The 25,604-nt window shown below is 65.2% G+C and carries 29 protein-coding genes and 1 tRNA gene; 20 read left to right on the top strand and 10 right to left on the bottom strand.

The window, feature by feature from the left end:
- Nucleotides 1–45 precede the first annotated feature (45 nt).
- Together DWQ67_RS10270 and DWQ67_RS10275 are read left to right on the top strand one after the other, a co-directional pair.
- Entirely contained in the window at nucleotides 46–1,338 is a 1,293-nt protein-coding gene (locus DWQ67_RS10270; RefSeq protein ID WP_121485525.1) for a glycosyltransferase, read from the top strand.
- Nucleotides 1,335–3,629: an ArnT family glycosyltransferase gene (locus DWQ67_RS10275; protein ID WP_121485526.1), complete on the top strand. Its 2,295-nt coding sequence runs from the start codon at nucleotides 1,335–1,337 to the stop codon at nucleotides 3,627–3,629. The genes DWQ67_RS10270 and DWQ67_RS10275 overlap by 4 nt, the downstream gene beginning before the upstream one ends.
- A gap of 157 nt (nucleotides 3,630–3,786) precedes the next feature.
- Here the strand turns inward: DWQ67_RS10275 and upp are convergent, their stop codons facing one another.
- The gene (gene upp, locus DWQ67_RS10280; RefSeq protein ID WP_121485690.1) at nucleotides 3,787–4,425 is read right to left on the bottom strand and encodes a uracil phosphoribosyltransferase; all 639 of its coding nucleotides are present in this window, start codon (nucleotides 4,423–4,425) and stop codon (nucleotides 3,787–3,789) included.
- 61 nt (nucleotides 4,426–4,486) lie between these two features.
- Here upp and tadA point away from each other — a divergent pair, with 61 nt between their 5' ends.
- Entirely contained in the window at nucleotides 4,487–4,993 is a 507-nt protein-coding gene (gene tadA, locus DWQ67_RS10285; RefSeq protein ID WP_121485527.1) for a tRNA adenosine(34) deaminase TadA, read from the top strand.
- 451 nt (nucleotides 4,994–5,444) lie between these two features.
- A tRNA-Ser gene (locus DWQ67_RS10290) sits at nucleotides 5,445–5,532 on the top strand.
- Nucleotides 5,533–5,635: 103 nt separating this feature from the next.
- Here the strand turns inward: DWQ67_RS10290 and DWQ67_RS10295 are convergent.
- Complete coding sequence (locus tag DWQ67_RS10295; protein ID WP_121485528.1) at nucleotides 5,636–6,745, bottom strand: site-specific integrase; 1,110 nt, start codon at nucleotides 6,743–6,745, stop codon at nucleotides 5,636–5,638.
- A 2-nt stretch (nucleotides 6,746–6,747) separates the two neighbouring features.
- A complete protein-coding gene (locus tag DWQ67_RS13905; protein ID WP_199712687.1) occupies nucleotides 6,748–7,242 on the bottom strand; it encodes a hypothetical protein in 495 nt (164 codons plus the stop codon).
- 116 nt (nucleotides 7,243–7,358) lie between these two features.
- Here DWQ67_RS13905 and DWQ67_RS10305 point away from each other — a divergent pair, with 116 nt between their 5' ends.
- The 10 genes from DWQ67_RS10305 (at nucleotide 7,359) to DWQ67_RS10345 (ending at nucleotide 13,314) form a co-directional block, all read left to right on the top strand.
- A complete protein-coding gene (locus DWQ67_RS10305; RefSeq protein WP_121485529.1) occupies nucleotides 7,359–7,544 on the top strand; it encodes a helix-turn-helix transcriptional regulator in 186 nt (61 codons plus the stop codon).
- Entirely contained in the window at nucleotides 7,516–7,911 is a 396-nt protein-coding gene (locus tag DWQ67_RS10310) for a hypothetical protein (protein ID WP_147433668.1), read from the top strand. The genes DWQ67_RS10305 and DWQ67_RS10310 overlap by 29 nt, the downstream gene beginning before the upstream one ends.
- Before the next feature lie 20 nt (nucleotides 7,912–7,931).
- The gene (locus DWQ67_RS10315) at nucleotides 7,932–8,477 is read left to right on the top strand and encodes a hypothetical protein (RefSeq protein ID WP_147433669.1); all 546 of its coding nucleotides are present in this window, start codon (nucleotides 7,932–7,934) and stop codon (nucleotides 8,475–8,477) included.
- Between the two features lie 128 nt (nucleotides 8,478–8,605).
- Nucleotides 8,606–8,824: a hypothetical protein gene (locus DWQ67_RS10320; protein ID WP_121485532.1), complete on the top strand. Its 219-nt coding sequence runs from the start codon at nucleotides 8,606–8,608 to the stop codon at nucleotides 8,822–8,824.
- A gap of 74 nt (nucleotides 8,825–8,898) precedes the next feature.
- Entirely contained in the window at nucleotides 8,899–10,263 is a 1,365-nt protein-coding gene (locus DWQ67_RS10325; RefSeq protein WP_121485533.1) for a DUF3631 domain-containing protein, read from the top strand.
- Nucleotides 10,264–10,444: 181 nt separating this feature from the next.
- Entirely contained in the window at nucleotides 10,445–10,651 is a 207-nt protein-coding gene (locus tag DWQ67_RS10330; RefSeq protein WP_121485534.1) for a hypothetical protein, read from the top strand.
- Nucleotides 10,648–10,854, top strand: a complete 207-nt coding sequence (locus DWQ67_RS10335) for a hypothetical protein (protein WP_121485535.1) — start codon at nucleotides 10,648–10,650, stop codon at nucleotides 10,852–10,854. The genes DWQ67_RS10330 and DWQ67_RS10335 overlap by 4 nt, the downstream gene beginning before the upstream one ends.
- Nucleotides 10,855–11,146: 292 nt before the next feature.
- On the top strand, nucleotides 11,147–11,977 hold the full coding sequence (locus DWQ67_RS10340; RefSeq protein ID WP_121485536.1) for a hypothetical protein: 831 nt from the start codon (nucleotides 11,147–11,149) through the stop codon (nucleotides 11,975–11,977).
- Nucleotides 11,974–12,141: a hypothetical protein gene (locus DWQ67_RS13800; RefSeq protein ID WP_158595431.1), complete on the top strand. Its 168-nt coding sequence runs from the start codon at nucleotides 11,974–11,976 to the stop codon at nucleotides 12,139–12,141. The genes DWQ67_RS10340 and DWQ67_RS13800 overlap by 4 nt, the downstream gene beginning before the upstream one ends.
- A gap of 783 nt (nucleotides 12,142–12,924) precedes the next feature.
- The gene (locus DWQ67_RS10345) at nucleotides 12,925–13,314 is read left to right on the top strand and encodes a DNA primase (protein ID WP_147433670.1); all 390 of its coding nucleotides are present in this window, start codon (nucleotides 12,925–12,927) and stop codon (nucleotides 13,312–13,314) included.
- A 52-nt stretch (nucleotides 13,315–13,366) separates the two neighbouring features.
- Here the strand turns inward: DWQ67_RS10345 and DWQ67_RS10350 are convergent, their stop codons facing one another.
- The 4 genes from DWQ67_RS10350 to DWQ67_RS10370 form a co-directional block, all read right to left on the bottom strand.
- Nucleotides 13,367–13,732 carry a hypothetical protein gene (locus DWQ67_RS10350; protein ID WP_147433671.1) on the bottom strand — a complete coding sequence of 122 codons (366 nt, stop codon included), beginning with the start codon at nucleotides 13,730–13,732 and terminating at the stop codon, nucleotides 13,367–13,369.
- A gap of 20 nt (nucleotides 13,733–13,752) precedes the next feature.
- Nucleotides 13,753–14,945 (bottom strand): IS3 family transposase gene (locus tag DWQ67_RS10355; protein WP_121485539.1). Its coding sequence is split into 2 segments (ribosomal slippage): nucleotides 13,753–14,658 and nucleotides 14,661–14,945, totalling 1,191 coding nucleotides; the frame shifts between segments, so codons are not numbered across the junction.
- Between the two features lie 1,670 nt (nucleotides 14,946–16,615).
- Nucleotides 16,616–16,987, bottom strand: a complete 372-nt coding sequence (locus tag DWQ67_RS10365) for an SdpI family protein (RefSeq protein WP_121485541.1) — start codon at nucleotides 16,985–16,987, stop codon at nucleotides 16,616–16,618.
- Nucleotides 16,988–17,630: 643 nt separating this feature from the next.
- A complete protein-coding gene (locus DWQ67_RS10370; protein WP_147433672.1) occupies nucleotides 17,631–18,272 on the bottom strand; it encodes a hypothetical protein in 642 nt (213 codons plus the stop codon).
- A 113-nt stretch (nucleotides 18,273–18,385) separates the two neighbouring features.
- Here DWQ67_RS10370 and DWQ67_RS10375 point away from each other — a divergent pair, with 113 nt between their 5' ends.
- Nucleotides 18,386–18,925 (top strand): YaeQ family protein, encoded by a 540-nt coding sequence (locus DWQ67_RS10375; protein WP_121485543.1) that lies wholly within the window; start codon nucleotides 18,386–18,388, stop codon nucleotides 18,923–18,925.
- A gap of 120 nt (nucleotides 18,926–19,045) precedes the next feature.
- Here the strand turns inward: DWQ67_RS10375 and DWQ67_RS10380 are convergent, their stop codons facing one another.
- Nucleotides 19,046–20,443, bottom strand: coding sequence for an MFS transporter (locus tag DWQ67_RS10380; RefSeq protein WP_121485544.1), 1,398 nt, complete (start codon nucleotides 20,441–20,443; stop codon nucleotides 19,046–19,048).
- Between the two features lie 10 nt (nucleotides 20,444–20,453).
- Complete coding sequence (locus tag DWQ67_RS10385) at nucleotides 20,454–20,909, bottom strand: DUF6953 family protein (protein ID WP_121485545.1); 456 nt, start codon at nucleotides 20,907–20,909, stop codon at nucleotides 20,454–20,456.
- A gap of 48 nt (nucleotides 20,910–20,957) precedes the next feature.
- Between DWQ67_RS10385 and DWQ67_RS10390 the strand changes: the two genes are divergently transcribed.
- From DWQ67_RS10390 to DWQ67_RS10400, 3 genes are all read left to right on the top strand, one after another.
- The gene (locus DWQ67_RS10390; protein ID WP_121485546.1) at nucleotides 20,958–21,401 is read left to right on the top strand and encodes a hypothetical protein; all 444 of its coding nucleotides are present in this window, start codon (nucleotides 20,958–20,960) and stop codon (nucleotides 21,399–21,401) included.
- A 43-nt stretch (nucleotides 21,402–21,444) separates the two neighbouring features.
- Entirely contained in the window at nucleotides 21,445–22,389 is a 945-nt protein-coding gene (locus tag DWQ67_RS10395; protein ID WP_121485547.1) for an SDR family oxidoreductase, read from the top strand.
- Between the two features lie 102 nt (nucleotides 22,390–22,491).
- Entirely contained in the window at nucleotides 22,492–23,535 is a 1,044-nt protein-coding gene (locus DWQ67_RS10400) for a dipeptidase (RefSeq protein WP_121485548.1), read from the top strand.
- On the opposite strand, the gene DWQ67_RS10405 is transcribed toward DWQ67_RS10400, so the two are convergent.
- Nucleotides 23,499–24,254 carry a phosphatase PAP2 family protein gene (locus tag DWQ67_RS10405; RefSeq protein WP_121485549.1) on the bottom strand — a complete coding sequence of 252 codons (756 nt, stop codon included), beginning with the start codon at nucleotides 24,252–24,254 and terminating at the stop codon, nucleotides 23,499–23,501. The genes DWQ67_RS10400 and DWQ67_RS10405 overlap by 37 nt on opposite strands.
- Nucleotides 24,255–24,455: 201 nt before the next feature.
- Here DWQ67_RS10405 and DWQ67_RS10410 point away from each other — a divergent pair, with 201 nt between their 5' ends.
- Complete coding sequence (locus DWQ67_RS10410) at nucleotides 24,456–25,040, top strand: NADPH-dependent FMN reductase (protein WP_121485550.1); 585 nt, start codon at nucleotides 24,456–24,458, stop codon at nucleotides 25,038–25,040.
- Between the two features lie 48 nt (nucleotides 25,041–25,088).
- Nucleotides 25,089–25,547, top strand: coding sequence for a 23S rRNA (pseudouridine(1915)-N(3))-methyltransferase RlmH (locus tag DWQ67_RS10415; RefSeq protein WP_121485551.1), 459 nt, complete (start codon nucleotides 25,089–25,091; stop codon nucleotides 25,545–25,547).
- Nucleotides 25,548–25,604 lie beyond the last annotated feature (57 nt).

A 25,604-nucleotide genomic window follows, 5' to 3' on the forward strand; every position in this document is an offset into this window, starting at 1 on the left:
GCTTGGGCCCCGCCCCGCCACAGCAGCGCCGCCGACGCTCTTGTTATGACTCCCACAAACACCGCCCCGGCCCCCGCTCATCCCCGGCTCTCGTCGCGATCCAGGCGCGGCCCCGTCCTGACGATACCCGGCCAACTCCAGCTGGACGTCGTCGTTCCCGTCTTCAATGAGCAGACCGAGCTGGAGGCAAACGTGCTCCGGCTGGAGGCTTTCCTGGCCACGCTGTATCCGCCGGGCGGCGCCGCCTACCGGGTGAGCATCGCGGATAACGCCAGCACGGATTCCACCCCCCGCATCGCGGCCAAGCTCGCCGCCGCCAACCCCCGCATCCGCCACATTCGGCTGGAAGAAAAGGGTCGCGGACGCGCTCTGCGGCAGGTGTGGTTGGAGTCTGAGGCACCGGTGCTGGCGTACATGGACGTAGATCTCTCCACCGGCCTGGACGCGCTGCCCGCACTCCTTGCGCCGCTGCTCTCTGGGCACTCCGACGTGGCGATCGGCTCCCGACTGGCCGCTGGCGCCCGCACGGTGCGCGGCCCCCAGCGCGAAATCATCTCGCGCTGCTACAACCTGATCCTTCGTGGCTCGCTCGGTGCCGGATTTTCTGACGCTCAGTGCGGCTTTAAGGCCATCCGCGCGGACGTGGCACAACAGCTGCTCCCGCTGGTGAAGGACAATGCCTGGTTCTTCGACACCGAGTTGTTGGTCCTGGCGGAACAGGCCGGGCTGCGCGTCTTTGAGGTGGCGGTGGATTGGGTGGATGACCCCCGCTCCAGCGTGCACGTGGCGAGCACTGCGGCGGAGGATCTGCGCGGCGTCTGGCGCCTGGCCACCGGCCTGCTTTCCGGCCGTATCCCCCTGACCAGTGTGCGCCAAGAGCTGGGCCGGGATCTGCCACCAGACCAGCCGCGCGGGCTCTGGACTCACCTGATCCGCTTCGGCCTGATCGGCGCGGCCTCCACCCTGGCCTACCTACCCCTCTTCCTGCTGCTGCGCCCCCTGGGCGGCGCTCAACTGGCCAACCTGGCCGCGCTCCTGCTCACCGCCGTGGCCAACACGGCCGCCAACCGCTGCTTCACCTTCGGGGTGCGCGGCCGGGCCGGCATCGTGACGCATCACCTCCAGGGCCTGGCCGTGTTCTTCCTTGGCTGGAGCCTCACCGCCGCCGCCATTGGACTCACTCACGCGGCCGGGCTCAACGGCGGGGCGGAAATCATCGCCGTCGTCAGCGCCAACCTCCTCACCACGCTGCTCAAGTTTGTGCTTTTTCGCCACTGGGTCTTCCGCGAACGCCGCGGCAACCCGAGCCCCCTCACAGAACAGGAGGCCACGTCATGAGCTTCACGACGGGTTCCCCAGACAGAAATTCCCTGCCCGACGGCGCCGGCTCGGCTCCCGCGCCCGCCTCACCTTCCGCCGCTGGCGGCGGACCCGGGGGCCCGGCCACGCGGCGTCGGGCATCACGTCCCGACCGGCTCCCGACCGCTTCGCTGGCTCAACGGATCAGCCTGATCGCGCTGCTGCTGGGCACCTCGGTGCTGTACCTGTGGAATCTTGGCGCCAACGGCTGGGGCAACGCCTTCTACTCCGCGGCCATCCAGGCCGGATCGCAGGACTGGACAGCCTTCATCTTTGGTTCCTCCGACTCCGGCAACTCCATCACCGTGGACAAGCCGCCCGCGTCGCTCTGGATCCCCGCGCTCTCCGTGCGGATCTTTGGGCTGAACTCGTGGTCCATCCTGGTGCCAGAGGCGCTGATGGGGGTGGCCTCGGTATGGCTGCTCTATAGCGCGGTGTCCCGGGTGTCCGGGCGCTGGGTGGGCCTGGTGGCCGGGCTGGCGCTGGCCACCACGCCGGTGGCGCTACTGATGTTCCGCTTCAACAACCCGGAGGCCCTGCTGATTCTGCTCTCCGTCGCGGCAGTCTACGGCGTGATTCGCGCGGTGCATGCCTCCTCGCTCACCGCCTCCGGCACGGCCCTCAAGCGGGGGCGCGGGGCCTTGGCATGGATGCTGATGGTGGGCGCCATGATTGGGATGGGCTTCCTGACCAAGCAACTGCAGGCCGTGGTCATTGTGCCGACGCTGGCGTTGGCCTACTTGGTTGCCGCCCGCGGACCGTGGCTCAAGCGCGTGCTCCACCTGCTGGCCGCGGCGGCCGCGATGGTGGTTTCCGCCGGCTGGTGGGTGGCGCTGGTGCAGCTCTGGCCCGCCTCCTCCCGCCCATACATTGGCGGATCGCAAAGCAATTCCTTCCTGGAATTGACCTTTGGCTACAACGGCCTTAGCCGACTCAACGGCGACGAGGAGGGCTCGGTGGGTAGCCGATGGGGCACCCCGTCACTGCTGCGCCTGGTGAGTGGCAACTACGTCTCCCAGATCTCCTGGCTCATCCCCGCGGCGCTGATAGCGCTACTGGCCTGCCTGGTGCTGATCCTGCGCACCCGTGCCTGGCGCACCGACGGTGGCCGGCTGCGGATCGCCGCCGTGATCGCCCTCGGCGGCTGGTTTGTGGTGGAGGGGCTGACCATCTCGCTGATGCAGGGCATCACGCACGAGTACTACACCGCGATCCTGGCCGCGCCCCTGGCCGCGATCGTGGCCATCGGGGCCGGCTGGCTCTGGGAGCGCTCCACCTCCTGGGCTGCGTCCCTCACGCTGGCGCTTCTGGTGGCCGTCACCTCCATGACGGCGTTCATCGTGCTGGTGCAGGCAGACTGGGGCAGCGTCTGGGCCAGCATCGGGGTGGTCGTGGCGCTGATCGGTGCCTTTGGCCTGGCGCTGCGGCCGGTGTGGCCGGGGCGGGTTCGCGGTGGTGATGTTGGTGTCGGGGCTGGCCTGGGTGCCGGGGCGTCTGCTCCGGCGGCCGACGGCGCGCCCGTCGGCCACCGACCCAGCAGGCTGCGCCGCGGCCTCACCATCGCCGCCGTGAGCACGGTCCTGGTGGGAGGGTTGGGAGCGCAAAGCGCGTTCGCCGCCTCCACCACGACCGTGGCCAAGACCGGCTCCATCATTTACGCCGGCACCAGTAACGGCATGGGTGGCCCAGGAGGCGCAGGCGGAATGGGCGGTGGCCCCGGCGGAAACGGCGGGGGTCAGCGCGACGGACAACGAGACGGCCAACGTGACGGCCAGGCTGGTCAGGGGGGTACGGACGGTACGGGCGGGACGCCTCCAGGCGGAACCGGCCGCGGCGGCATGGGCGGCGCGGGCGGCGGCGAAGGCGGCGAAGGCGGCGGCGCGGGCGGTCTGCTCAACGCGGGCACCCCGGGCGCCGAACTGGTGGCCCTGCTCCAAGCGGACTCCGCCAACTACCGCTGGACGGCGGCCACCACCGGGGCACAGAGCGCCGCGGGCTACCAGCTGGGATCCAACACCTCGGTGATGCCGATCGGCGGCTTCAACGGCACCGACCCCTCCCCCACCTTGGATCAATTCAAGGAGTGGGCCACCACCGGCCAGGTCCACTACTACATCGCCTCCAGCTCCGGCGGCGGAATGGGCGGCGGAATGGGTGGGGGCTCCAGTGACTCCACGGCGGCTGCCATCAGCACCTGGGTCAGCGAGAACTACACCGCCACCACCGTGGACGGGGTGACGCTCTACGACCTGACTCAGCCCACCTCCTAAGCGGCGGCCCGCGCAGGCTACTGCGCGCGGGCTGTCCCAGCGGGACCCGAAGGAGAGGCAAACAACACGGCGGCCCGGCGCTGCGCGCTGAACTCAAGCGCGCGGCGTCGGGCCGTGGGTGTTGCTTAAACCGTGGGGTGCTGCTGAAGCCGCGTGACTACTCGGCGAGGCCGTAGAGGCGATCGCCGGCGTCGCCGAGGCCGGGGACGATGTAGGAGAGCTCATTGAGGCCCTCGTCCAAGGCGGCGACCACGAGGTGCACGCGGTCGTCGTCGCCGTGGAACTCCTGCAGGCGCGCCACGCCCTCCGGGGCCGCGATGAGGCAGATGCAGGTGACCGAGTCGGCGCCGCGGTCAAGGATGTACTTGATGGACTCCACGAGGGTGCCGCCGGTGGCGAGCATCGGGTCGATCACGAAGACCTGGCGGCCGGTGAGGTCATCCGGCAGGCGCTCGGCGTAGGTGATGATGTCCAGCGTTTCCTCGTTGCGGGCCATGCCGAGGAAGCCGACCTCCGCGGTGGGAACCAGGCGGGTCATGCCCTCCAGCATGCCGAGACCGGCGCGCAGGATCGGGACCACGAGCGGGGTGGGCTTGGCGAAGGCGGTACCGGTGGTGATCGCCACGGGCGTCTCCACCTGGATGGGGACCGTGCGCACCTCCCGCGTGGCCTCATAAGCCAGCAGCGTCACCAATTCATCGGTGAGCTGACGGAACACCGGTGAGGAGGTGTTCTTGTCTCGCAGGACAGTGACCTTGTGGGCCACCAGGGGATGATCGACGACCTGTACGCGCATGAGGGTCATGCTACCGTCGCCGCGCCCCCTGACTCATACGGAATGCTTATACGGTGGGGGCATGAGCACGCTCCCCCCGCCGGACAACGCCGATGCCTGGATGCGCCAGGCCCTGGATCAGGCGCGCCTGGCGGGCACGCACGGCGATGTGCCGATCGGGGCCGTGGTGACGGATCCCACGGGAGCCGTGATCGGTGTGGGGCGCAATGTGCGCGAGCTGGACGGCGATCCGACGGGTCACGCCGAGATCCTTGCCCTGCGCGACGCCGCTGCGACGCTGGCTTCCCGGGGCGACGGCGACGGGTGGCGCCTGGAAGGTTGCACCCTCACCGTGACGTTGGAACCGTGCGCCATGTGCGCCGGCGCTCTTGTTCTGGCTCGGGTTCCTCGCGTGGTGTTTGGCGCCTGGGATCCTAAGGCCGGGGCGGCCGGGAGCGTCTTTGATGTGCTGCGCGAGCCTCGGCTGAACCACTGGGTGCAGGTGTACTCGGGGGTGCTGGAGGCCGAGTGCGCGGCATTGCTGCGCTCGTTCTTCGCTGAGCACCGGGGGCGTGAGGGCTCACCGTGAGTACACAAGTGGCGATCAGGTATTTTTCAGACTCTGTCACTAACGTAGGGATCACCTCAAAGGGTGCGAGTGATGAACGAGTGATGAGAAACCCCCGATCGGTTCGCCGGTCGGGGGTTTCTGCGTGTGCCGGGGCGGGGGCTCGTGGGCGGTCGGGGGGCCGGCCGGGGCCGCTCGGGGCCGGCCAAGCGGGCTTATCGCCGTCAAGCAGGGTTCAAGCCCGCTTCTCGCCGATAGCCCCGCTTCCCCTCGCCCGCGCAACGCCGACCACCCCCGGCCGGACCGAACGCCGACCGACCAAGCAGGCTTATCGCCGTCAAGCAGGGTTCAAGCCCGCTTCTCGCCGATAGCCCCGCTTCCCCTCGCCCGCACCACGCCGACCGCCCCCGGCCGGACCGAACGCCGTCCGGTTTGGGGCGGTGCGAGGGTGTGCCGTAGAGTGTTGGAGCCTGGTGACGTGTCCGAGCGGCCGAAGGTGCAACACTCGAAATGTTGTGTACGGTAATCCCGTACCGTGGGTTCAAATCCCACCGTCACCGCGTTAAAGAAGGCCCCAAAATCCCTGAAAACTCAAGGATTTTGGGGCCTTTCTTATGTCCAATGGGAGCCATTTGGACACATTTTGGACACACTTCGCAGAGATCACGCCTCAGATTGACTAGCCTCGACAGCCAAATCGAGGGCATCCGCAACGACGTCTAGATCGTCCTCGAACAGGTCCGCGTACACGTCAAGAGTCATGGCCGCGGTCTTGTGGCCGAGCATCCGCTGAACCACCTTGACGTTGGCCCCAGCACTCACGGCGAAAGATGCGGCGGTGTGCCTCAGATCGTGGGGCGTGATTCGCGGAGCCCCTGCCTTCTTGATTGCCGAGGCGAACCACGACAGATTGTGTTCGTGCACGCGGGCGTTCCTCATGTAGCCACCGTCCGGGCCCGGAAACAGCAGTTCGTTCTCCGACTTACCGAGCGCGGCAGCCTCGAGGTCCGAGGCCATAAACCGAGGGAAGGGGACAGCGCGAGCCCTGTGCGTCTTTGGCGTCCCGAGAATCATGGTTCCTGCCACGTCCACGGCATTGTTCACGACCCTGAGACGCCGCTTCTCGAGGTCCAGGTCTTGGACACGGAGCGCCGCCATTTCCCCCCACCGCAGGCCGCAGTATGCGAGCACCCGAATCACGGTCGGATACTTGGCTGCATTGGCGATCCGCCGCACCTGGTCGTGCGAGAGGTAAACCTTCTCCTTGGGTTTCCGCCGCGGCAGCGATACGTCGCTGGCCGGATTGGCCGCTAGCAACTTATCCGAGACGGCGTCACCCAAGATTCCGTGAAGGATTCCATACGCTCGCGTGACCACGGTGGCCGAGCGGGCAGGGTAGCCCGGCTCGTTGCCCACTGAGAGATTGGTGACCCAAGCTTGCACCTCGGTCTTGAGGATGGACGAGATGCCCCGTCTCCCCCACTTAGGGAGCACGTAGTTTCTCCACGTGGACTCAAGCACTCGGTAGGCCGATGGCTTCAAGTGCTGTTTACGCTCCAACCACGATGGCCCCAGCTTGGCCACGGTCGTCTTGCCCGCACTGATGGGTACGAACGCCCCGCGCTGCATGGACGTGGAAACTGACGCCGCGTAGTCCTCGGCGGCGCGTTTCGTCTTGAACCCGCGCTTGCGGGTCTGCGTGTGGTCTGGAGTGCGGAAACGGATTTCCCAGCGCGTCCCGTCCGCCGTGTCGTAACGCTTGGGAGAAGGCATTGCTAGTCACCTTCGAGCGATTTGGGCACAAAAGAAGGGTTGTGCTTCATCCTGTCCCTTGCCCGAGTGCTTGGCCCCTGCCCGCGCGGTGCCGAGCGATTCGTGTACTCGTCGTGGATCCGCTCGCGCTCCTCGAAAGTCGCAGCTTCCGGCATAGGGAGCGCCATACCCATTTGCGCCCAAGACCAAAGGTCCGCGTTTGGGTGTTCGCCTGGCAACCCCGTCACCCGGCTCTTGAGGGAGTCTGACTCGTTTTCCGGCAGGAGTAGCGCTAGAGGCGAAACCTTGAACACGGCAGCGAGGGCAGTGAGGTCATCAACGTCCACTCGGCGCTCGCCAGCCTCGATGCGACGCAACCCTAGGGGCGGAATTGGGCGCCCAACGTCACTCAACTCCTCCGCGAGTTTTTTGAACTCCTTCGCCCCTCGTAAGCGAGCTACGTTCTCGCGCACGCGCTCACCGGTCGCCCCAAGCATCATCTTCTTCTTATCGGCCATGAGCAGAGCCTAGCGCCCATAATGTTCCCTCACGACCAGTCTTGCACGCTGAACGTTCGATATGTATGCTGATGCCCAGGAGATCAAAACGATCCCCAGGGAATCAAGGGAGCAGCATGAACGAGAAGCTCTACACACCACAAGAGTTGGCCGACTGGCGCGGGACCACCGTGGCAGCGCTGGCCCAGGAGCGTTACAAGGGAACTGGCCCAAGGTTCATCAAGCTTGGCAAGACGGTCCGGTACTCCGAGACCCACGTGAAGGAGTGGCTTGATGCCAACACCCACCAGCGCACTGCCTGACCGGCGCGAGCACACCCATTCCGACGGTCTGGTTATCGCGGGAAGAACGAACCGAGTTGCGATGCGCCACCGTCTCACCGAGTCGACGCGACTGATCAAGCATCACGGGCTCCAGCGCAAGGAAGCCGTGGACGTGCTGGGTCAAGTGCTCACCCACCAATCGCTCCGGTGGATCAATCGCCACTTCCAGCAGCTCATGGAAGACGATCCCGCGGTTGCCCGTGAGATTCAGTATGCAGACCCGACGGGTGAGCAAGCCGTTCACCGTCTGCTCTGCGTCGCTGAAGAGTGCGACCGTTGCGGTCGCTCCACAGAGAAAAACGGCTCCGAGACCCATTCCACCAAGAACCGTCTCGAAGCCGCCTGAAGATCCTAGAAAGGACCACCATGACTATGCAGATTACCAACAACACTTGCCCACTCTCTACCCCCGAGGCCGCAGACCTGGGCCTGTTCCTCCACCGGAGCACCGACCGTGACGGCATTCTCCGCTACGAGTTGGAGACACAAGAGGGGCCCATGGACGCCGAGGGCCTCGCAGCACTGCGTGACCTGATCGCGTCGATCCTGGACAAGCCGCAGCGTCGGCAACTCACCTTCGCCCCTGACCCCAGCGACACCCCCGTGGTGGTGTCCTGCGTGAACGTGGCCGGTGTGCAGGTCTCCAAGTACCAGAGCACCGAGGATGGCGTCACTGTGGCCCTGGAGACCGATGAGGTGGTGCCGGTGGCGCAGCTCGTACACCTGGTGGACCACTTGCAGGGCATCCTGCGTGAGCACGCACCACGGGCGCAGGCGGAGCACTACTTCTCCAAGCCCGACGCGATGGACGCTAAAGCGCAGACCGTGAACTCCGTGATCGCCTTCGCCGTGTCCAACGGGTACGACGTCGCCAAGTTCACCGGCCTTGCCAGTGAGAGGGCAGGCAAGTGAGCGTGGCCGCCCTCCCCTGGCAAGCGCACAGGGCGCGGTGATGGGAGATGGCCTCGAACCCGAACGCCAGGCCCTCGCCGTTGCCGAGGCGTGGTGGCGCGGATACCAAGCAGGAGCCGCAACCCGAAGTGTGGGAGCTACTGGACCGCGAGGACGTACAGCTGCAAATCGCGTTCGAGCGGCATTGCGCCTACTCAGACGGCAAACGTGACGGCGTGAACGAGGAGTACCAGCGCTGGCAGAACATCCCGCTAGCCGCCTACTCCTACGCCCAAGGCTGGCACGCCTGCCGCGAGCAATACGAGCGCACAGGCAAACTGCCACACCACCTCAGGGCCGTGTCCTGAACCCACACACACTCAACCAGAGGCCGTGCTCTCCACACCAGGAGAGCGCGGCCTCACCCATTCACAAGGAGACCATGAACACCACCGATACCGTGCAGGTGCCCGCAGCAGATTCACCGCTCCCCGAGAGCGGCGCGGCCCTCATGGACGAGATTGCCAACTACTGGCGGCCCTATGTGCACGCGGCCACACCTAACGCTGTGGAACTGATGTGTCTTTGGGCTGGGCATACCTGGCTCCTGAACATCCCCGATCCAGAAGGTCCCGAACGTGAGGCTCTGCGCCTCTGGCGGACCGAGTATCGCAAGCGTGCCGCGGCACGGGTCAAAGAGTCCGAGATCATCGCTCAGATTGGCCCTGAGCCGCTTATACCCGATGATCCGCGCATGGACAAAGTGAAGGCCCCCCTGGGGCTGTTCACCTCCCCGATCCTGGCCATCAACGCGGAGGGCCCCGGGCTGGGGAAGTCTAAAGCCATGCAGGCCCTGCGCGGGCTCGGGTTCTCCTCCATGCCTATCCAGTACGCCACGACCGTTGCAGCCATGCGAGAGTTCCTGGCCGCCGGAGGCACGTTCCTGGTGGACGAGGCGCACCGTGTGTTCCGTTACGACCATCCTCAACGCTCAGAAGTAGAGGCCCTGATCAATGCTTCCTTTGACCTCGAAGGCGGCGGCATCTCCAAGATGGTTCAGAAGAAGAGCGGAGAACACGAACTACAGACCTCGCAAGTCTTCGCACCGTGGGCCGTCGCGGGAATCAATATGCACATGCCCGCAGATGTTGAGTCCCGCATGATCTGGGTCAACATGACAAGAGGCGATGTGGCGCGGTGGGATGACCGCACAACACCTACACCATTCCATTCCTATGGGATCCGGCTACGGGAGCTGTTGCGGCCGCAACTTGCGCTGGCGTTCGAGCACGACGCGGCCATGCCACCCGAACTCACAGGAAGGCTTGGCGACAAGTGGAGACCGCTCATCATCACCGCCGATCTGATCGGCGGGCGGTGGCCTCAAGTCGCTCGTGAACTCGCCGTGGACGCCATCAACGACGAACGAGACGAGCAAGACGAGGTTCCTGAACAGGCGTTGCTCTACCGGGATTGCTTGGCGGTGTTCGAACCAGAGGAAGACAGACTCACCGGCGCAGTACTGATCGAACGCCTACGTCCGCTCCAAGACGGAGGGCTGTGGGGGGATCGTTCAGGGCGGCCACTGAACACCACGCACGACCTCGCCAGACGTCTCAACTCCCGTAGCTTCCACCCGGCCCGGCCCAAGTCCAATGGCTCTAACCGGGCGTATCCAGCGGCTGCCTTTCATGCTGGATTGGAGCACTACAGAGAAGTGCTCCTGACTTCCCTGTCAGAAGTGTCAGAAGTGTCAGAATCCGCGCCAACACTGGGATTGGGGCCTGACACTTTGCCCCGGCCCTGACACTTACCAAGTGTCAGGGCACCAGCAAGTGTCAGCCAATATTCCCCGTGATCCCGGGGAAATTGACACTACTGACACTTCTGACACTTACCTGATGCCCCTGCTCCTTCGACTACCTCAGACGGCCCTCGTCCCCACGCGGACGAGGGCCGTCCCCTTCCCCTGAAAGGACTCAAAACACATGGCCAACACAGTTTTCCGCACACCATCCTCCGTCACCGCCTACCCCAGCGACTGGAGGCAACCAGACGGAACCCGAGTCCCCGGCCTCACCCTCGTCCGCCGTGGCAAATCACTAGCGCACCTGGACGCCGCAGAAGCCACGGAGCTAGCCGCCTCACTCACCAGGCTCCTAGACCACCTACACGAGCAGGAGGCCCAGCAGTGAACACCCTTCCCACCGCCGAAGCCACTTCCTACCTGGACGTGCCAGGCCAACCCCGACGGGTGCGCATCACCTGCCCACGCTGCAACTACCCCCACACCTACGCCGCCCCCAGATACCGCACCAGCCCCACCACCACACAGCTCTGCGGACTCACCGGCGCACTCATCCTCATCACCGGCCTCCAGCCACTACGACAGGACTAACCCATGTACCTTCGCCCAACCGACCCAGACGCCACGAGCTTCGAGATCTCCCACGGCGGCGTAATTCTCGCTCAGATCACACGATCCCAAGCCATGGCCCTCCAAGAACAACTAGAGGTGACTCTCGCCGCAACCCGCATGCCGCCACCCGCACCAAACCAAACCCCCGGGGACCTCAAACCCCGAGCCAACTGGGGACCAACACCCTCCAAACCCAAAAACACGACGCCCATAGCGGGCATCATCGGCCACCTCAACGGCAACCGCACCAACTAACAGCAAGGACAGCACCATGAACCAGAACACGTTAGAAATCCAGGCCGCCATCCAAGGCGTTCGCAGCGCCGCCCGACAGCTCGACCTTCCATTCAACGAGTACCCCGCCCAACCCGACACCATGCCCACCCCGGCCAAAGCTGACATCATCGCGGCCACACAAGCGGCCCTCACTGCTGGCAAAGATCCTGGCACAGATAAGAACATCATCGGCCTCATCACACGCCACTACCTCGCCATGCACATCGGCATCGCCACCGTGCAGACAAACAACTACGAGCAAGACAAACTCGCCCACGAAGTAGCGGAAGCAACCCGCCTCCTCACCGCCGCCCGGCCCATCATCGAAGAATCACAACAGCACCTCACCGCCGCCAAAGACGGCGGGATCGTGGTGTCAAACATCGAATCAGGATTCACCGGCACCGCGCAGCAAGTCCTACTACACGCCCAAGCCAGCATCGCCAATGCGAGACTCAAAGCCGCCACTGAATTGATCTGGTGGGCAGCAAGGGCCCAAGGCCACAACCTCCAGTACCTCAGCGGGAACATTGCCTGCCTCACCCTCGCGGACCTCACCCTCGCCCAGCACCACGGCTTGGGCCTGGGCCGAAAGGGCGACGCCGACCCGTGGCTCCTCGTCTCCAACGGGGTCACACTCAACTTCGCCAGCGATGCCGAAGAAGTGCGCCGCCGCTGGACGGCTATCCATGAGGCGGAGGAGGCCTTGCACGCCCGCATCCTCGCAGCCATGCCCCACGCCCACAACATGCCAGCAGGTAAATACGGCGAAGCCTTCAATCTCGCAGTCGAAGGAAAACTCACCTACCGAGGGCAACGCGTATGATCCGCGTCGAAGCAGACGGCACCACCTACACCTACGACCTCACGCCCGAAGCCGTAGAACACAGTGGTGGGCACCTGATCCTCAAGAATCCCCAAGGCACCACCATCGCCAGATACCGCCACTGGGAACGCTGGACAGACACCACACACCTCGCTGAGCACTAGCCCAGCAGCCCCGCAACGCTCACGGCGTTCACCTGGCTCACGACCAGGCGGGGCACAACTACACCCCAGACGGCGCATGCTTCCGCGACAACCCGTCGAGATGCAAGAACGCTGCTCCAGTCAACACGCAGGCCAGAACAGCGAACAACAGACGTTCAAGACGTGCACGCTTACTTGTAAGGGTCCTTAGTTACATGACCACAGGCCGGGTTCGTGCACCGGTACTCGCTTGGCGCATCCGCTCGAGACCTCCGCCCAGGATCAGGAACGTCCCAGACTCTCCGCAGCGTTTCACGGCCACACTGCTGGCATTCAGCCTGCTGTTCCATATCAACATCCTCCCGGTCAGCAATAGTCAAAACACCATACTCCGACGACTTCGAGACCCCCACCCCCCACCCGGTCCCCCTCCCCCCGCTGCTTCGTACCCCAGGCATAGATATATATTCACCGCCTTTTTTCCACACGGTGGGCGGCCTTGTGTGCCTTGCTGGGGGCTGCGTGGCGGCTGGGGCGTGGCGCGGGCGGTCTGGGGCGTTTGCGGCGTTTCTGGGCGAACCTGGCGGTTCGACTTTCCTGGGGGCCGGGCGTGACAGTCGTGGATCCCTGTATTGGCGGGGATTATCCGTTACATCGGGCGGCTTACTGGGGTAGAATTGGGGCATGGAACGGACGTGTGAGCGGTGCGGTGGGGGTCTTCGACTCCTGCGCACCGGTGCTCGGTTCTGTTCCACGCGGTGCCGGGTCGCTGCTCACCGCAGCAAGCCCGCGTTCCCCGCGGCGATGACCGCCCAGGATCGTTGGGTGCGCGCTGACGGGAAGCGGCCGATCACCGAGGCAGGCTGCGCAGCGTCGTCCATAAACGAGCGCACGTGGTCCACTTACGCCGCCGTGTCAGCGTCGAAGGCTGGCGACGGCATGGGCGTCATGCTCGGCGGCGGGCTCGGATGCTACGACCTGGACGGGTGCCTGGTTGACGGGCAGCTCACGGACGAGGCGCGGCGGATCATCGCCGCGATCACCGCCCCGATCCTCTACACCGAGATCAGCGTCTCCGGGCGCGGCCTCCACATCTTCACCGCCGAACCAGAAGGCCCTGGCGCCGAACTTGAGTGGGGCGGCCACTACACGCGATCACGGTTCATCAGGACCACAGGCAACACCTGGAGGTGACGGCATGGGAGGTGAGCGCGCATTGCAGCTAGTACCCCCCGACGCAGAACCACTAGCCTTGTTTCAGCCACTTCGCAGCTTCGTCTTGCGAGCGAAACTGACGGCGCTTCGCATCTGCTGGCGCGGCGACCATGGCCAGCATCAAAGTCGCATGTTCGTTTAGCGCCTGACGAGCATCAGCGAGCTCTTCCCAGGACTCATCGGTGGCCTCGGCAAGGCTGTTGCCCAAGCCGCTCACTGCCTCAGAGACTCGATTCATTGCTTGCCCGGACTCGAATGCAAAGGCGCTGATACGTCCGTCACCACAAGCAATAACGGCGGGCATGGCTAAGGTTGCCGTCCGGATCTCCTGCCAAAAACGTCGTCGTGCATCCCCCATCTCTGCATCAACGTACATGACCAGCTGGGACTGCTGCACGGATAGGTGACAGTTGTTAGTCACGCCGCCAGTGCGACGGTCGTGTTCATGATTGTCTCGAATTCGATGGGCGTCAAACGGCCCAGAGCTGCTTGTCTGCGCCGGCGGTGGTAGGTCCGTTCGATCCAGGTCACGATCGCGATGCGCAGCTGCTCACGGGTGGCCCAGGACCGTCGGTCGAGGACGTTCTTTTGCAGCAGGGCGAAGAAGCTCTCCATCGCGGCGTTGTCTGCGCAGGATGCGACTCTGCCCATTGATCCGACCAGGCGGTGGCGGGCCAGAGCGCGTAGGAACTTTCGGCTTCGAAATTGCGATCCGCGGTCGGAGTGGACCACGCACCCGGCGACATCGCCCCGCATCTGAACGGCGTTCTCGAGCGCGCGGACGGCCAGGCATGACTTCATTCTGGAGTCGATCGAGTATCCGACGATCTTGTTCGCGAACACGTCCTTGATCGCGCAGAGGTAGAGTTTGCCCTCACTTGTCTTGTGCTCGGTGATGTCGGTGAGCCAGAGTTGATTCGGGCGATCGGCGGTGAACTCGTGCCGGACCCGCCCCTTCTCGTCGGTGACGGTGCAAAGGTCATCGTGAACGGCGGGACCGGGCTTTTTGCCGTTGCGGCCCCGCTTCTTCCCGAACACGGACCACCAGCCGTTCGCGGTCGTAATCCGCCACGCGGTCCGATCCGCCATCGCCTCACCGGCATCACGGGCCTCGTCCGCAAGGAGACGGTGTCCGAACTCGGGGTCGTCTTTGTGAGCGTCAAATAGCGCGTTCGCTCGATATGCCTCCACGACCTCGCTGGGCGTGATGGGGCCAGCCAGCCACCGGTAGTAGGGCTGGCGAGCGAGCTTCAATACCCGACACGTCACCGTCACGGGGATCCCCGCAGCGGCGAGCTCAGTCACGAGCGGGTAGAACCTTTTCCCGGCAGGTTCGCCTGCGACAGATACGCCGCAGCCTTCCGCAGGACCTCGTTCTCTTGTTCCAGCAGTCGGATCCTCTGACGGGCTTCCCGCAACTCCACTGCCTCACTACGCGTCACGCCGGGCTTGGCCCCGTCGTCGAGCGCCGCACGCTGCAACCACTTATGCAACGTCACCGCATGGACACCGAAATCTTTCGCTACCTGCTCGATCGTCACACCAGGCTCGCGGCCTCGTGCGACGCGCACGACGTCATCACGGAACTCTCGCGGGTAGGGCTTAGGCATGATGCCATCCTTCCAGGCCAGCCCTCCGGGCTAGCCAGATCAGATGTCACCTATCCGTGCAGCAGACCCGCTGGGCCTCTTGCGGGGAAACGTAATCAGTCCCGCCTGCCTCGACCGTCCGCCTTGCTGTATCCCGTCCCTGGCGGCTTAAAGTACCCAGTCCTCTGGCCGTGACAGAAAGGGACCGTAACGCACGCACCAGCTCAGCCACAGCGCCACGATCTGAGTCAACGCCTCGGGCCTCCACTTCCCTCTTGGACTGCTGGCGTGACATAAGTAGCGCTGTCAGAGTGCCAACCACGGTGCCGAGAACCGCAACGACGCCAGTGACCAGGCCAGTGAGTGTCGCATCAGACATGCGGAAGATCGTATCCGAAAAAAGAGATCTGCAGTTGGGGTCGGAGCCGATGCGGTTGGCCCGTGATGAGTGTCTGCACCATGTGCTGATCTGTTACTAACAGTCACCTGTAACGGATGCTAGTATCTGTTACATGACAATTATCTGTAACGTTTGCGGCAAGGATTTTGAAGCCACGCGCTCTGATGCGCGTTTCTGCTCTCCACGCTGCCGGACCGAGTCTCACCGCCGTCAGAAGGACCCCAGCCGTGGAGCCCCGGCGCATCGGAGGGCCCTGTCAGACGACTTTCGGAAACGCGCCATGAATGCCTACATGGCCACCGAGAAGCTTGAGCGTTTACTCGATGATGACCGCCTTCCCCGCGCCCGTGAGACGCTGGCGCAGTCTTTTGGGCCGGAGGTTCGCCGGGCACTGGCATCCATGCAGCGTGTGGCAGACGCTCTAGGTGTTACACCCCAGTAGCGTGTAACACGTAATGCCGAAGGGGTGTCACTACTACCGACACCCTTTCGCGTTCCACGGTTCCTCTGTTGGCCCGTTGCTCGTGGCAACCGTGGCCACGGTGGCCACGGTTGAACCCGGTGATCCACACGGTGTTCAGCAACATGGTCACCCTGACCACGTTGCCCACAACGCAAGGGTGTCCATCGGGCGGACACCCTTTGACGTTCCCCGGCGGCCCTCTGTTCTTGGCGACCGTGGCCTTCAAGGCGACGGTCGACCGGCGGCGGAGCGTGGCCCCAATCTGGACACATTTTGGACACACTTACAGTCATTAGCCCTGACTTGTAGTGATGCGAAATCCTCTTGATCCCGGGGGATTCGCCACTTCACAGGCCGGGATATAGGTTTCAAATCCCACCGTCACCGCGTTTGCGAAGGGCCCCGGCTCCTTGAGAAATCAAGGAGCCGGGGCCCTTCGGCTTTGTCGGGGATGCCTCGCCGTACCGCAGTAGCAACCCTTTCGCATACACGTCCTTGATCGCGCACGCGTACAGCTTGCCGATGTCTGTCCAATGCTCCGTGATGTCCGTCAGCCACACCTTGTTCAGTGCGTCGGAGCGGAACTGGCGCTTGACGAAACCGCCGACTACCGGCGGCCTTGGCCGGCCCTTCTTGCCCGTGGAGCGAGGGCGTCCATCCGCGCTGCCCAGTGCTGTTCGGCAGCCTTAAACAGGGCGCGTAGCCAGCGGTTGCGCCGACGCAGCCCTCGACCCTCGGAGGCTTCCTCCTTCGTCGTGCCAGGCTTCCTGCCTGCCTCGCCATCGGCTTGTTTGAGTCAATCACTCAAGGAGGCCTCACTGATGAGGGTTATTCAGCTTTCTTTGCTGCCACGTTTGCTTTATGCGCAGCAACGCCGATCATGATTAGTGTTAGAAGTACGCCAATCGACGCGATAAGGGATGCGACGAAAAACTCCCCAAAGAGGATGAATGCGACAGCGATCACAGAGACACCTAAACTGCAAATTGAGGCAGCCAATACGGTGGTACGAGCAGCAAGATGACCCGCAGTCCAGGCATCCTCAGACCGCAGGGTGTGTTTCGTCTTAATTCCGAACATTCTATTGGCACTGAGCGAATCGGCTTTGGTGAAGCTTGCAAGAAGAGCTAAGCAAACAAAAAGCAAGACACTCATTGCAGACAGGCCCACCGCGAGGCCCTGCAGATCAACTTCACGCATAACCGCTGACTCCGCCTTCCATCCATCCCACGTTCTCCGACTTTGCTACGCGCTGAGCTCGAGGGAACTTGCTGAGAGCCGGTCTCACATCCCTCATGCCAAGCCCGCCCAGTGTGACTGTCGTTGCGCCGACCATTCTGAATGCGAGAGACCAGAGGCCCACGACGAGGATAATTCCGACATGGAGTAGCAACGACAGAACAACGGCGAATACCCTTCCAGTCGGTTTCCCAAACAGCAGCAGACAATCAATAGAAAGTTCTACGACTATAGCACCCCCGTGTCAGTGCGATCTCGAAAGTGATCCAGTGGATCACCGGCGCTAGTACGCTGGGTGCGCCGAATAGTTCACCCCGAGTAACATAGTAGGGTTCCGTCCCGCCGCCCGGCGCGGACCTTGGCCGCAATGTGGCCGCATCGGCAGTCAGGTAGCGGCAGCAGCGGCGATCCAGATGCCGTGGTTTCTCGCGTAAATTGCCGCCACTTCACTATGGCGGTTCGGTTTCACATCCCACCGTCGCCACGTTAAAGAAAGCCCCTGGATCTCTGATAAATCAAGGCTCCCGGGGCTTTCTTGCTGTCTATGTGGACGCTCTCTGGACACTAATCAAACGCATCGCGAACCCGTCACTCCGCCCGGCCTTTAACAGCCGACCTCGTGCAAGGACGGCCAGACCGGGTCGCTGGTGTCGCGGAAGGTGAGCAGGCCGCCGTCGGGCCCCCAGGTGAGCTCATAGTCCCCACCCGCGACCAGCTGGTAGCCATCATCGGCCGTCCACGAGCTCGCCTTCCACCCCAAGCCGGAGGGGCCGACCGCGTAGGCGCTCCCGCTGCCGGAAAACAAGAACGAGGCCTCTCGCACCACCACGCGGCAGCCATCGCCGCCGGCCGGTGAGAGCACGTGATACCTCACGCCGCCGATGTCACTCGCGGCCCCGAATCCACTGGCCGCAACGACCAGGACGGCCAGTGCTTTCACGGTCCAAGGCAACCTGGACCGCCCGCTGCCGCCCTCCGCCCGGCTGGGACCCCGCCGCTTCACCCCATCCACCACAAGCAGGATCAGGGCGGCCAACAACAGCACACCGCCGACCACCCAACCGGGGATCACGAGCTGACCAACAACCAAAAGCAACCCAAAGAATCCCAGCACGGATCCGGCCAGCGCCAAGCACAGAAGCACGACGGCGGCCCTGCGCCAGCCAGCTGGTGCCACGGCGCGCGCGTCGGTGGGCTTGGCTGGCTCTGCGGCGTGGGCGCCGGATGCGGCGTCGCTCAGTTCCATCACTCCCCAGATTCCATCGCTTCGATGAGGGCCACGCCAAGACCGACGCCAAGGCCAGATTCGTCCACCCAGTGTGCCAGAGCCATCCCCCGCACCCCGCTAGGATTCCAAGCATGGGTATTGGCGCGGTTGTCCACACGTTCACGGTGAATCTTGCGGACCTTGATCGCGGGATCTACGAGGAACTATCCCTGCGCGTAGCCCGGCAGGCCTCGGAAACCCCCAGCAACCTGCTCCTGCGCATCCTGGCCTACTGCCTGGAATACGAGGAGGGCATCGCCTTCAGCGAGGGAATCGACGCGAAGTCGGAACCAGCCGTCCTGGTCCGCGATCTCACCATGCGCCTCACGGACTGGATCGAGGTCGGCGCGCCGGACGCCGCCCGCGTGCACTTCGGCAGCAAACTCGCCGACCGCACCGTGGTCTACACCCACCGCGATCCGGAAAGCCTCATCGCCACCTGGGGCGGCAAATCCCTGCACAAGGCCGCGGATATCCGCGTCATCGGCTTCGACTCGCACTTCCTTGACCTGGCCGCCGAGTCAATCGAGCGCCGCAACAACCTCACCATCACCCTCACCGAACGCCAGCTCTACCTAGAGCTCAACGGCGCCGACTTCAGCTCGCCTCTGCAGGAAATGCGCGCGCGCTGACCCTGCTTTGCGGCGTGTGCTGGCCGCTGCAGGACCGGTGAGGGCGGCGCGCGGTAGCGATGCCCGACGCCGCTCGGTACAGTCCCGGCGCACAGCGCGCCGGAGGCCGAGCGGGGAAGGTTACCCCGCGGCGTCGGGCACAGACTTGGGGGGGCGAATCCCCAGCCAGGAGACCACCGCGCCGCCGGCAAACAGCACGGCGCAGGCCACGTTGGCGGTGTGGAATCCGGCCAGGTCCAGCCGGCCACCCACGATGGTGGCCACGAGGGCCACCGCGAAGAGCCCGGCCACCCGGGAGACCGCGTTGTTCACGGCGGACGCGATGCCGCTCTGCGAGGGGCTGATGGAGCCAAGGATGGCGCTGGTCAGGGGCGCGACCATGATGGAGAGGCCCATGCCCATCACGATCATGCCGGGCAGCACCTGCGTCCAGTAGTTGAAGTCGCCCCGGATGCCAAGGAAGAGTAGCGACGCGACGCCCAGCAGGAGCGGGCCAACCGTCATGAAGAGGCGGGGCCCCAACCGCCCGGCGAGCGCGCCCATGCGGGAGCTGAAGCCGATCATGAGCAGCGTGATGGGCAGGCTGGCCAAGCCGGCGGCGGTGGCGCTGAGGCCCGGGCCATCCGCGTTTTGCAGGAACACGCCAATCACAAAGCCATTCAGCGCCAGCGCCGCGTAGATGAGCAGGCTGGACACGTTGCCCACGGCGAAGTTGCGGATCTTAAACAGCCCCAGCGGCAGCACGGGGTGCTGGACCCTCCCCTGCCGCCACAGGAACCAAGCAAAGAGGAGTACCCCGGCGGCGAGCGTGCCCCAAATGTGCGGCGCCGCCCAGCCGGCGGCGGGTTCCTCGATGATGGCGAAGGTGATGAGGCCAAGCGCGGCGGCCGCGGCCAGGCCGCCCAGCCAGTCCACGCGGCCGGGCCCGGCGGTGTTCTGATCCGGGTCAAGGCGGCGCAGCATCAACAGTGTGATGGCGATGGGCACCACGTTGATGAGAAAGACCCAGCGCCAGGAGAGGTAGTCGGTGAAGAGCCCGCCCAGCAGCGGGCCCACGATGGTGGCCCCCGTGGTCGCCGCCGTCCAGACCCCAATCACCCTGCCCTGCGCAGGGCCGGAGACCCGATTGGTGATGAGCGCCAGGGAGCTGGGCACCAGGAATGCGCCCGCGGCCCCTTGCACCGCGCGGGAGGCGATCAGCATCTCCGGGGTGACGGAGAGCCCCACGGCCAGCGACGCCAGGCCAAAACCAACCAAGCCAATCTGCATGATGCGGATGCGCCCGTAGGCGTCCGCCAGCGAACCGGCCAGCAGCATCAACGCGCTCAGCGTCACCAGGTACGCGTCCACCGTCCACTGCTGCGTGGAGAGGCCTCCCCCGAGGTCGCGCGCGATGGCCGGCAGGGCAACGTTGGTCACCGAGGAGTCAAGCAGCGTGACAAAGGACGCGAGGATCGCGACAACAACGACGACGCGTTGCTTCGCGTCCAGTTGCTTGGAGTCCGGGAGCGCAGCCATGCGGCTCAGGTTAGCCCTCCTCGCGGGCGCTCTTGGCCGCGGCCTTCCTGGCCTTCTTTTCATCGGCAACACGGAAGGCGCGCATGCGTTCCTCATCCGCCACCCACCACGCCTTGGCGCGGGTATTCCAGCGCACATTCTCCGCCTTGATCCGGGCAAAGGCCTCCAGAACATCCGGGTGCAGCGAGGGAACGTTGTGGACGTTGAGCACGCCCCAATCCTCACCAAAGAGTTCCCGGGCGATCCGCACGGCGTTGGCCTGCGGGAACGGGCGGGGGTCCGCATCCAGGATGCGGCCAAGCAGCCACTCGGCGACGTCGGTGGCGGAGTTTGGCGCGGCGGCGCCGCCCTCAGCGGCGGATCCGTCTGCGACGGCGGACCCGTCCGCGACGGCGGAATCCTCTGGGAGGGCGGATTCCTCTGGGACAGAGGGCTGCTCTGCGGGAGAATGCTCAGGGGTACTCATGCCTCGATCCTAGGTGTATTCCCCAGAGAGCCCACCTACAGTGAGCGCATGACAAACACGGCCCCGCCCGTTTCCGCGGCCGCTCGTGGGACCACCACTGCGTCCGCTTCAGCGCTCACCCGAAAGCAAGGGGTCGCCAAGGCGTTGCTCTGGGTATCGCTGATACTTGCCGGACTGACGTTGATCGTGGTGACGGCCACCGCCCTGTGGGGCGGCGACTCGTCGCATGATCTGCGCCATGTGCCGCAATATGTTTTTCACGCCGGATCCTATGTGGTCTTTCTACCCCCGCTTCTCGGGTTGCTTACGCTCATTTTCGCGCTCATTGCACCGCGAAGGCGTCGCCTGATCCGGCTCTGTGGCGTGGGCCTGGCGCTGTCCATCATCGCTGGGGTGGGGACCATCTATGCCGCCAGCCGCATCGACCTGCCGTGTACATGCACCCCGCCGTACATCGCCCCGTCAAGCTCGCCGGGGCCCTCCACTCGCTAACCAGCCCTACCTCTGACCACAACACTCCAAGCTAGGACGATCCATGCCTCGAAACGAAGCCCCCTTCACCGTCCCGTCCCTGCGCGGCAAGCGCGCCGTCCTGACCGGAGGCAGCGACGGAATCGGCCTGCGGATCGCCACACAGCTGGCGCGGGCCGGGGCGGAGCTGGTGCTGCCGGTGCGCAATCCCCGCAAGGGCGACGCCGCTGCCGCCGGGATCCGCGAACAGGTCCCCGACGCGCAGGTCACCACCCTTCCGCTTGACCTGTCCTCTCTGGACAGCGTGGCGGCCTTCGGCGAGACCATGCTGGCGGACGGCCGCCCCGTCCACCTCCTCATCAACAACGCTGGCGTCATGACGCCGCCGGAGCGCCAGGCCACCGCGGACGGATTCGAGCTGCAGTTTGGCACCAACCACCTGGGCCACGTCGCGCTCGTGGGGCATCTGCTCCCGTTGTTGCGCGCCGGCCAGGCCCGCGTGACCTCTCAGGTCAGCATCGCGGCCAATCAAGGGTCCATCAATTGGGATGACCTGAACTGGGAGAAGTCATACAACGGCCAGGGCGCCTACAGCCAGTCCAAGATCGCCTTTGGGCTGTTTGGGCTGGAGCTTGACCGCCGCAGCGCCGCCAATGGCTGGGGCATCACCAGCAACCTGTCCCACCCCGGCGTTGCGCCGACCAGCCTGCTCTCCGCCCGGCCGGAGTTGGGCCGCGAGCGCGATACCGCCCTGGTCAAGGTGATCCGCTGGGGCTCGGCCCGTGGCCTCATCTTTGGCACCCCTGAATCCGCGGCGCAGCCCGCGCTCTTTGCCGCCACCTCCCCCTCAGCCCAGCGCGGCCACCTCTACGGGCCAAGCGGAGTGGGACACCTGGGCGGGCCACCCGCCGCGCAGAAGCTGTACTCCCGTTTGCGTCCCGAGGACCAGGCCCAGCGCGTGTGGGATGTCTCGCAGGAACTGACGGGGGTCACCTTCCCCGCGGCGTGAGAACCGCGCGGCTTCCTGCCAACCCCGCACCCGCGATACGGTCAAAGCGGCCCGCGAGCACCCGCCGTCGGGCATTTGGACTGTGCACCGCAGGAGGCACCCTTGATTCCCGTGATCGACGGCCACAACGACCTGGCGTGGGCCGCCCGCGAGTCCCGCAACTACTCCGTGGACGGGCTGGACGGCCCCGTGCCGCAGCTGCAGACGGACGTGCCGCGCCTGCGCGCGGGAGGGGTAGGTGGGCAATTCTGGTCGGTCTGGGTGGACGCGGAGCTTCCCGCCGCGCAGCAGGTGACGGCCACGCTGGAGCAGATCGATTTTGTGCAGCGCCTGGCCGCCGCCTACCCGCTGGATCTGCGCCTGGCGAGCACGGCCGCGCAGGCCCGTGCCGCCATGGCGGAAGGGCGCATCGCGTCGCTGATGGGCGTGGAGGGCGGCAATCAGATCAATGATTCGCTCGCGACCCTGCGCCAATATGCCCGCCTTGGCGCTCGCTACATGACGCTGACCTGGAACGTCACCACCACGTGGGCGGACTCCGCCACGGACGCGCCCCGGCATGGTGGGCTCAGCGACTTTGGCCGCGAGGTGGTGCGGGAAATGAACCGGATTGGCATGCTCGTTGACCTGTCCCACGTGGCCCCCAGCACCATGCGCGCGGCGCTGGAGGTCACCTCCCGACCGGTGTTGGTCAGCCACTCCAACGCGCTGGCGCTGTGCGATCACCCGCGCAATGTTCCGGACGATGTGATGCGGGCCATCGGCGAGCGCGGCGGCGTGCAGATGGTGACGTTTGTGGAGCGTTTTGTGAGCCAGGAGGCGCGCGAGTGGTACGCGCTCCCGGAGGCGGAGCGCCCCGGCCACGCGCCGCGGGCCACACTGCGCCAGGTCGCGGATCACGTTGATTACGTGCGCGAGCTGGCAGGGGTGGACGCCGTGGGGCTTGGCGGCGACTTTGACGGCACCCCGATGGTGCCGCTTGGTTTGGAGGACGTGTCCACGTACCCCGCCCTCATGGACGAGCTGCGCTCGCGCCGCTGGAGCGAACCGGAGCTGGCCAAGCTGGGACACGAGAACGTGCTGCGCGTCCTGGAAGCCTCTGACGCTGACTACTCCGCGTTCATGGGCGAGGTGCGCGGGGCCTGAGTCACGCGCTCTGGGCGGCGCAGCAACAACAACCGGTCAACGGAAATGATGACCGCCGCCCAGGCCGCGCCGATGAGCCAGCCGGCCACCACATCGGTGACCCAGTGCGCCCCCATGTAGACGCGGGAGAACGCCATGAGCAACGGGTACAGGATGGCGACGATGACCAGCACGCGACGCACCCAGGTCGCGGTGGCCCAGCGCAACACCAGGTAAATGAGCACCAGGCACAGCGTCGTGGAGTTCAAGGTGTGCCCGGAAGGGAACGAACCGGACGTCTCATAGGGAGGGATGGCGTGCTCATACGGCGGGCGCGGGCGCTCCAACGCGTTCTTCAATAGCACGGTGGTCAACACGGAGCAGGCGGCGGTGGCCAGGAGCACCACCAGCGGCCAGAGGGTTTTCCTGTGCCAGCAGAGCATCCCGATGAACAGGGCAAGCAGCGGCGTCAAGACGGTGGTGCTGCCGATGATGGAGAGCACCACCAGCGCCTCCGTGACCCCGGGCGCGCGGTGCTGGGAGAACCACTCCAGAACGGGCACGTCCACCGCGGCCAGCCGCTGCCCATCCGCGACCCAGTCGTAGACCACGGCGGCGCCCACCACGGTGATCAAGGCGAGCACCAACAGCACGACGACGCCGGGCAGGTGGGCGCGCAACCGCAGCGGCGCGGGATGTCCCGAATCGGGGGCAAGCAGGCTCGCTGTCGCAGACGTCATGAACCAAAACTACTGGGAAGCGGTGGGTGAATTCTGTGCGTGCGGGACCGGCACCCGCGCGTTTGAGCCGCTCACGCGGCGTCGGGCGTGAGGTAGAACACCTCCCGGGCAGGGAATGCCACGCAACCGGCTGACGCTTCAACTACTTGACATGTGGGACACAGATCCCCTCCGCTACGCCGCATTCCGAAAGGTCTACCCATGAAGATCGCCATCATCTCCGGATCCATCCGCGAGGGCCGCAACTCCGCACACGTGGCCAGCTGGGTAGAAGAACACTCGGCCGCTTTTGCCGATGCAGACCTCAGCTTTGAGGTGGTGGCGCTGGCCGACTACTCGCTGCCGCTGCTGGATGCCGCCGGCGTCCCCGGTGCCCTGAACCGCGCCTACACCCACCCGGCGCAGCTGGCCTGGGGCCAGAAGATCGACGAGTTTGACGGCTACATCGTGGTGACGCCCGAATACAACCACGGCGTCCCCGGCGCGCTGAAGAACGCCTTTGACTCGCTGGCACCGGAGTGGATGGGCAAGCCCATCGCCTTTGTGTCCTACGGCGCGGACGGCGGCGTGCGCGCGGTGGAGCAGTGGCGCCAGATCGTGGCCAACTTCGACATGTATGACCTGCGCGCCACCGTGGCGCTATCCCTGTTCCAGGAGCTCATGGGTGAGGGACTGGACCCGCTGGAGCGCCGCGCAGCAGAGATCGAGGCGGTGCTCGCGTCCATCACCACCGCAACGCGCGTCATGACCCTGGGCCGCGCGGCGTTGGCGAGCGTCAACGCCTAAAGAGTGGCCTGCCCTGTTCCAGGGCAGGCCAACTGCAAGGATGGGGGCATGAGCATCCGCGTCCTCGCCGTCGGCAAGAAGCACGAGTCCTGGGTCACCGAGGGGATAGATCGCTACTCCAAGCGCCTCAAGAAACCATGGGACCTGGACTTCCAGCTCATCCCCCACAGCTCCCGCCAGGAAGAGGCCGCGCGGACGGAAGAATCCGCCCGGTTGCTGGCCAAAATCAAGCCGGAGGAGTTCCTGGTCCTGCTGGATGAGCGCGGCAAAATGCTCTCCTCCCCCGGGCTGACCAAGGCGCTACGGGCGCCCCTGGACGCGGGCAAGCACATCACCGTCATCATCGGCGGCGCCTACGGCGTGGATGCATCGGTGCACGCCCGGGCCAACCTGGTGTGGTCCCTGTCCCAGCTCGTGTTTCCACACCAGCTGGTCCGGCTCATGCTCACCGAGCAGGTCTACCGCGCGCAGGAGATCGCCGGCGGCGGGTCGTATCACCACGTGTAAGGCGGCAGGAACCCGGACGGAACCCGGCCCAAACGGGACGCGAGGCCGCCGCAGGGG

The sequence above is a fragment of the Galactobacter caseinivorans genome (assembly GCF_003640665.1).
Classification (GTDB): domain Bacteria; phylum Actinomycetota; class Actinomycetes; order Actinomycetales; family Micrococcaceae; genus Galactobacter; species Galactobacter caseinivorans.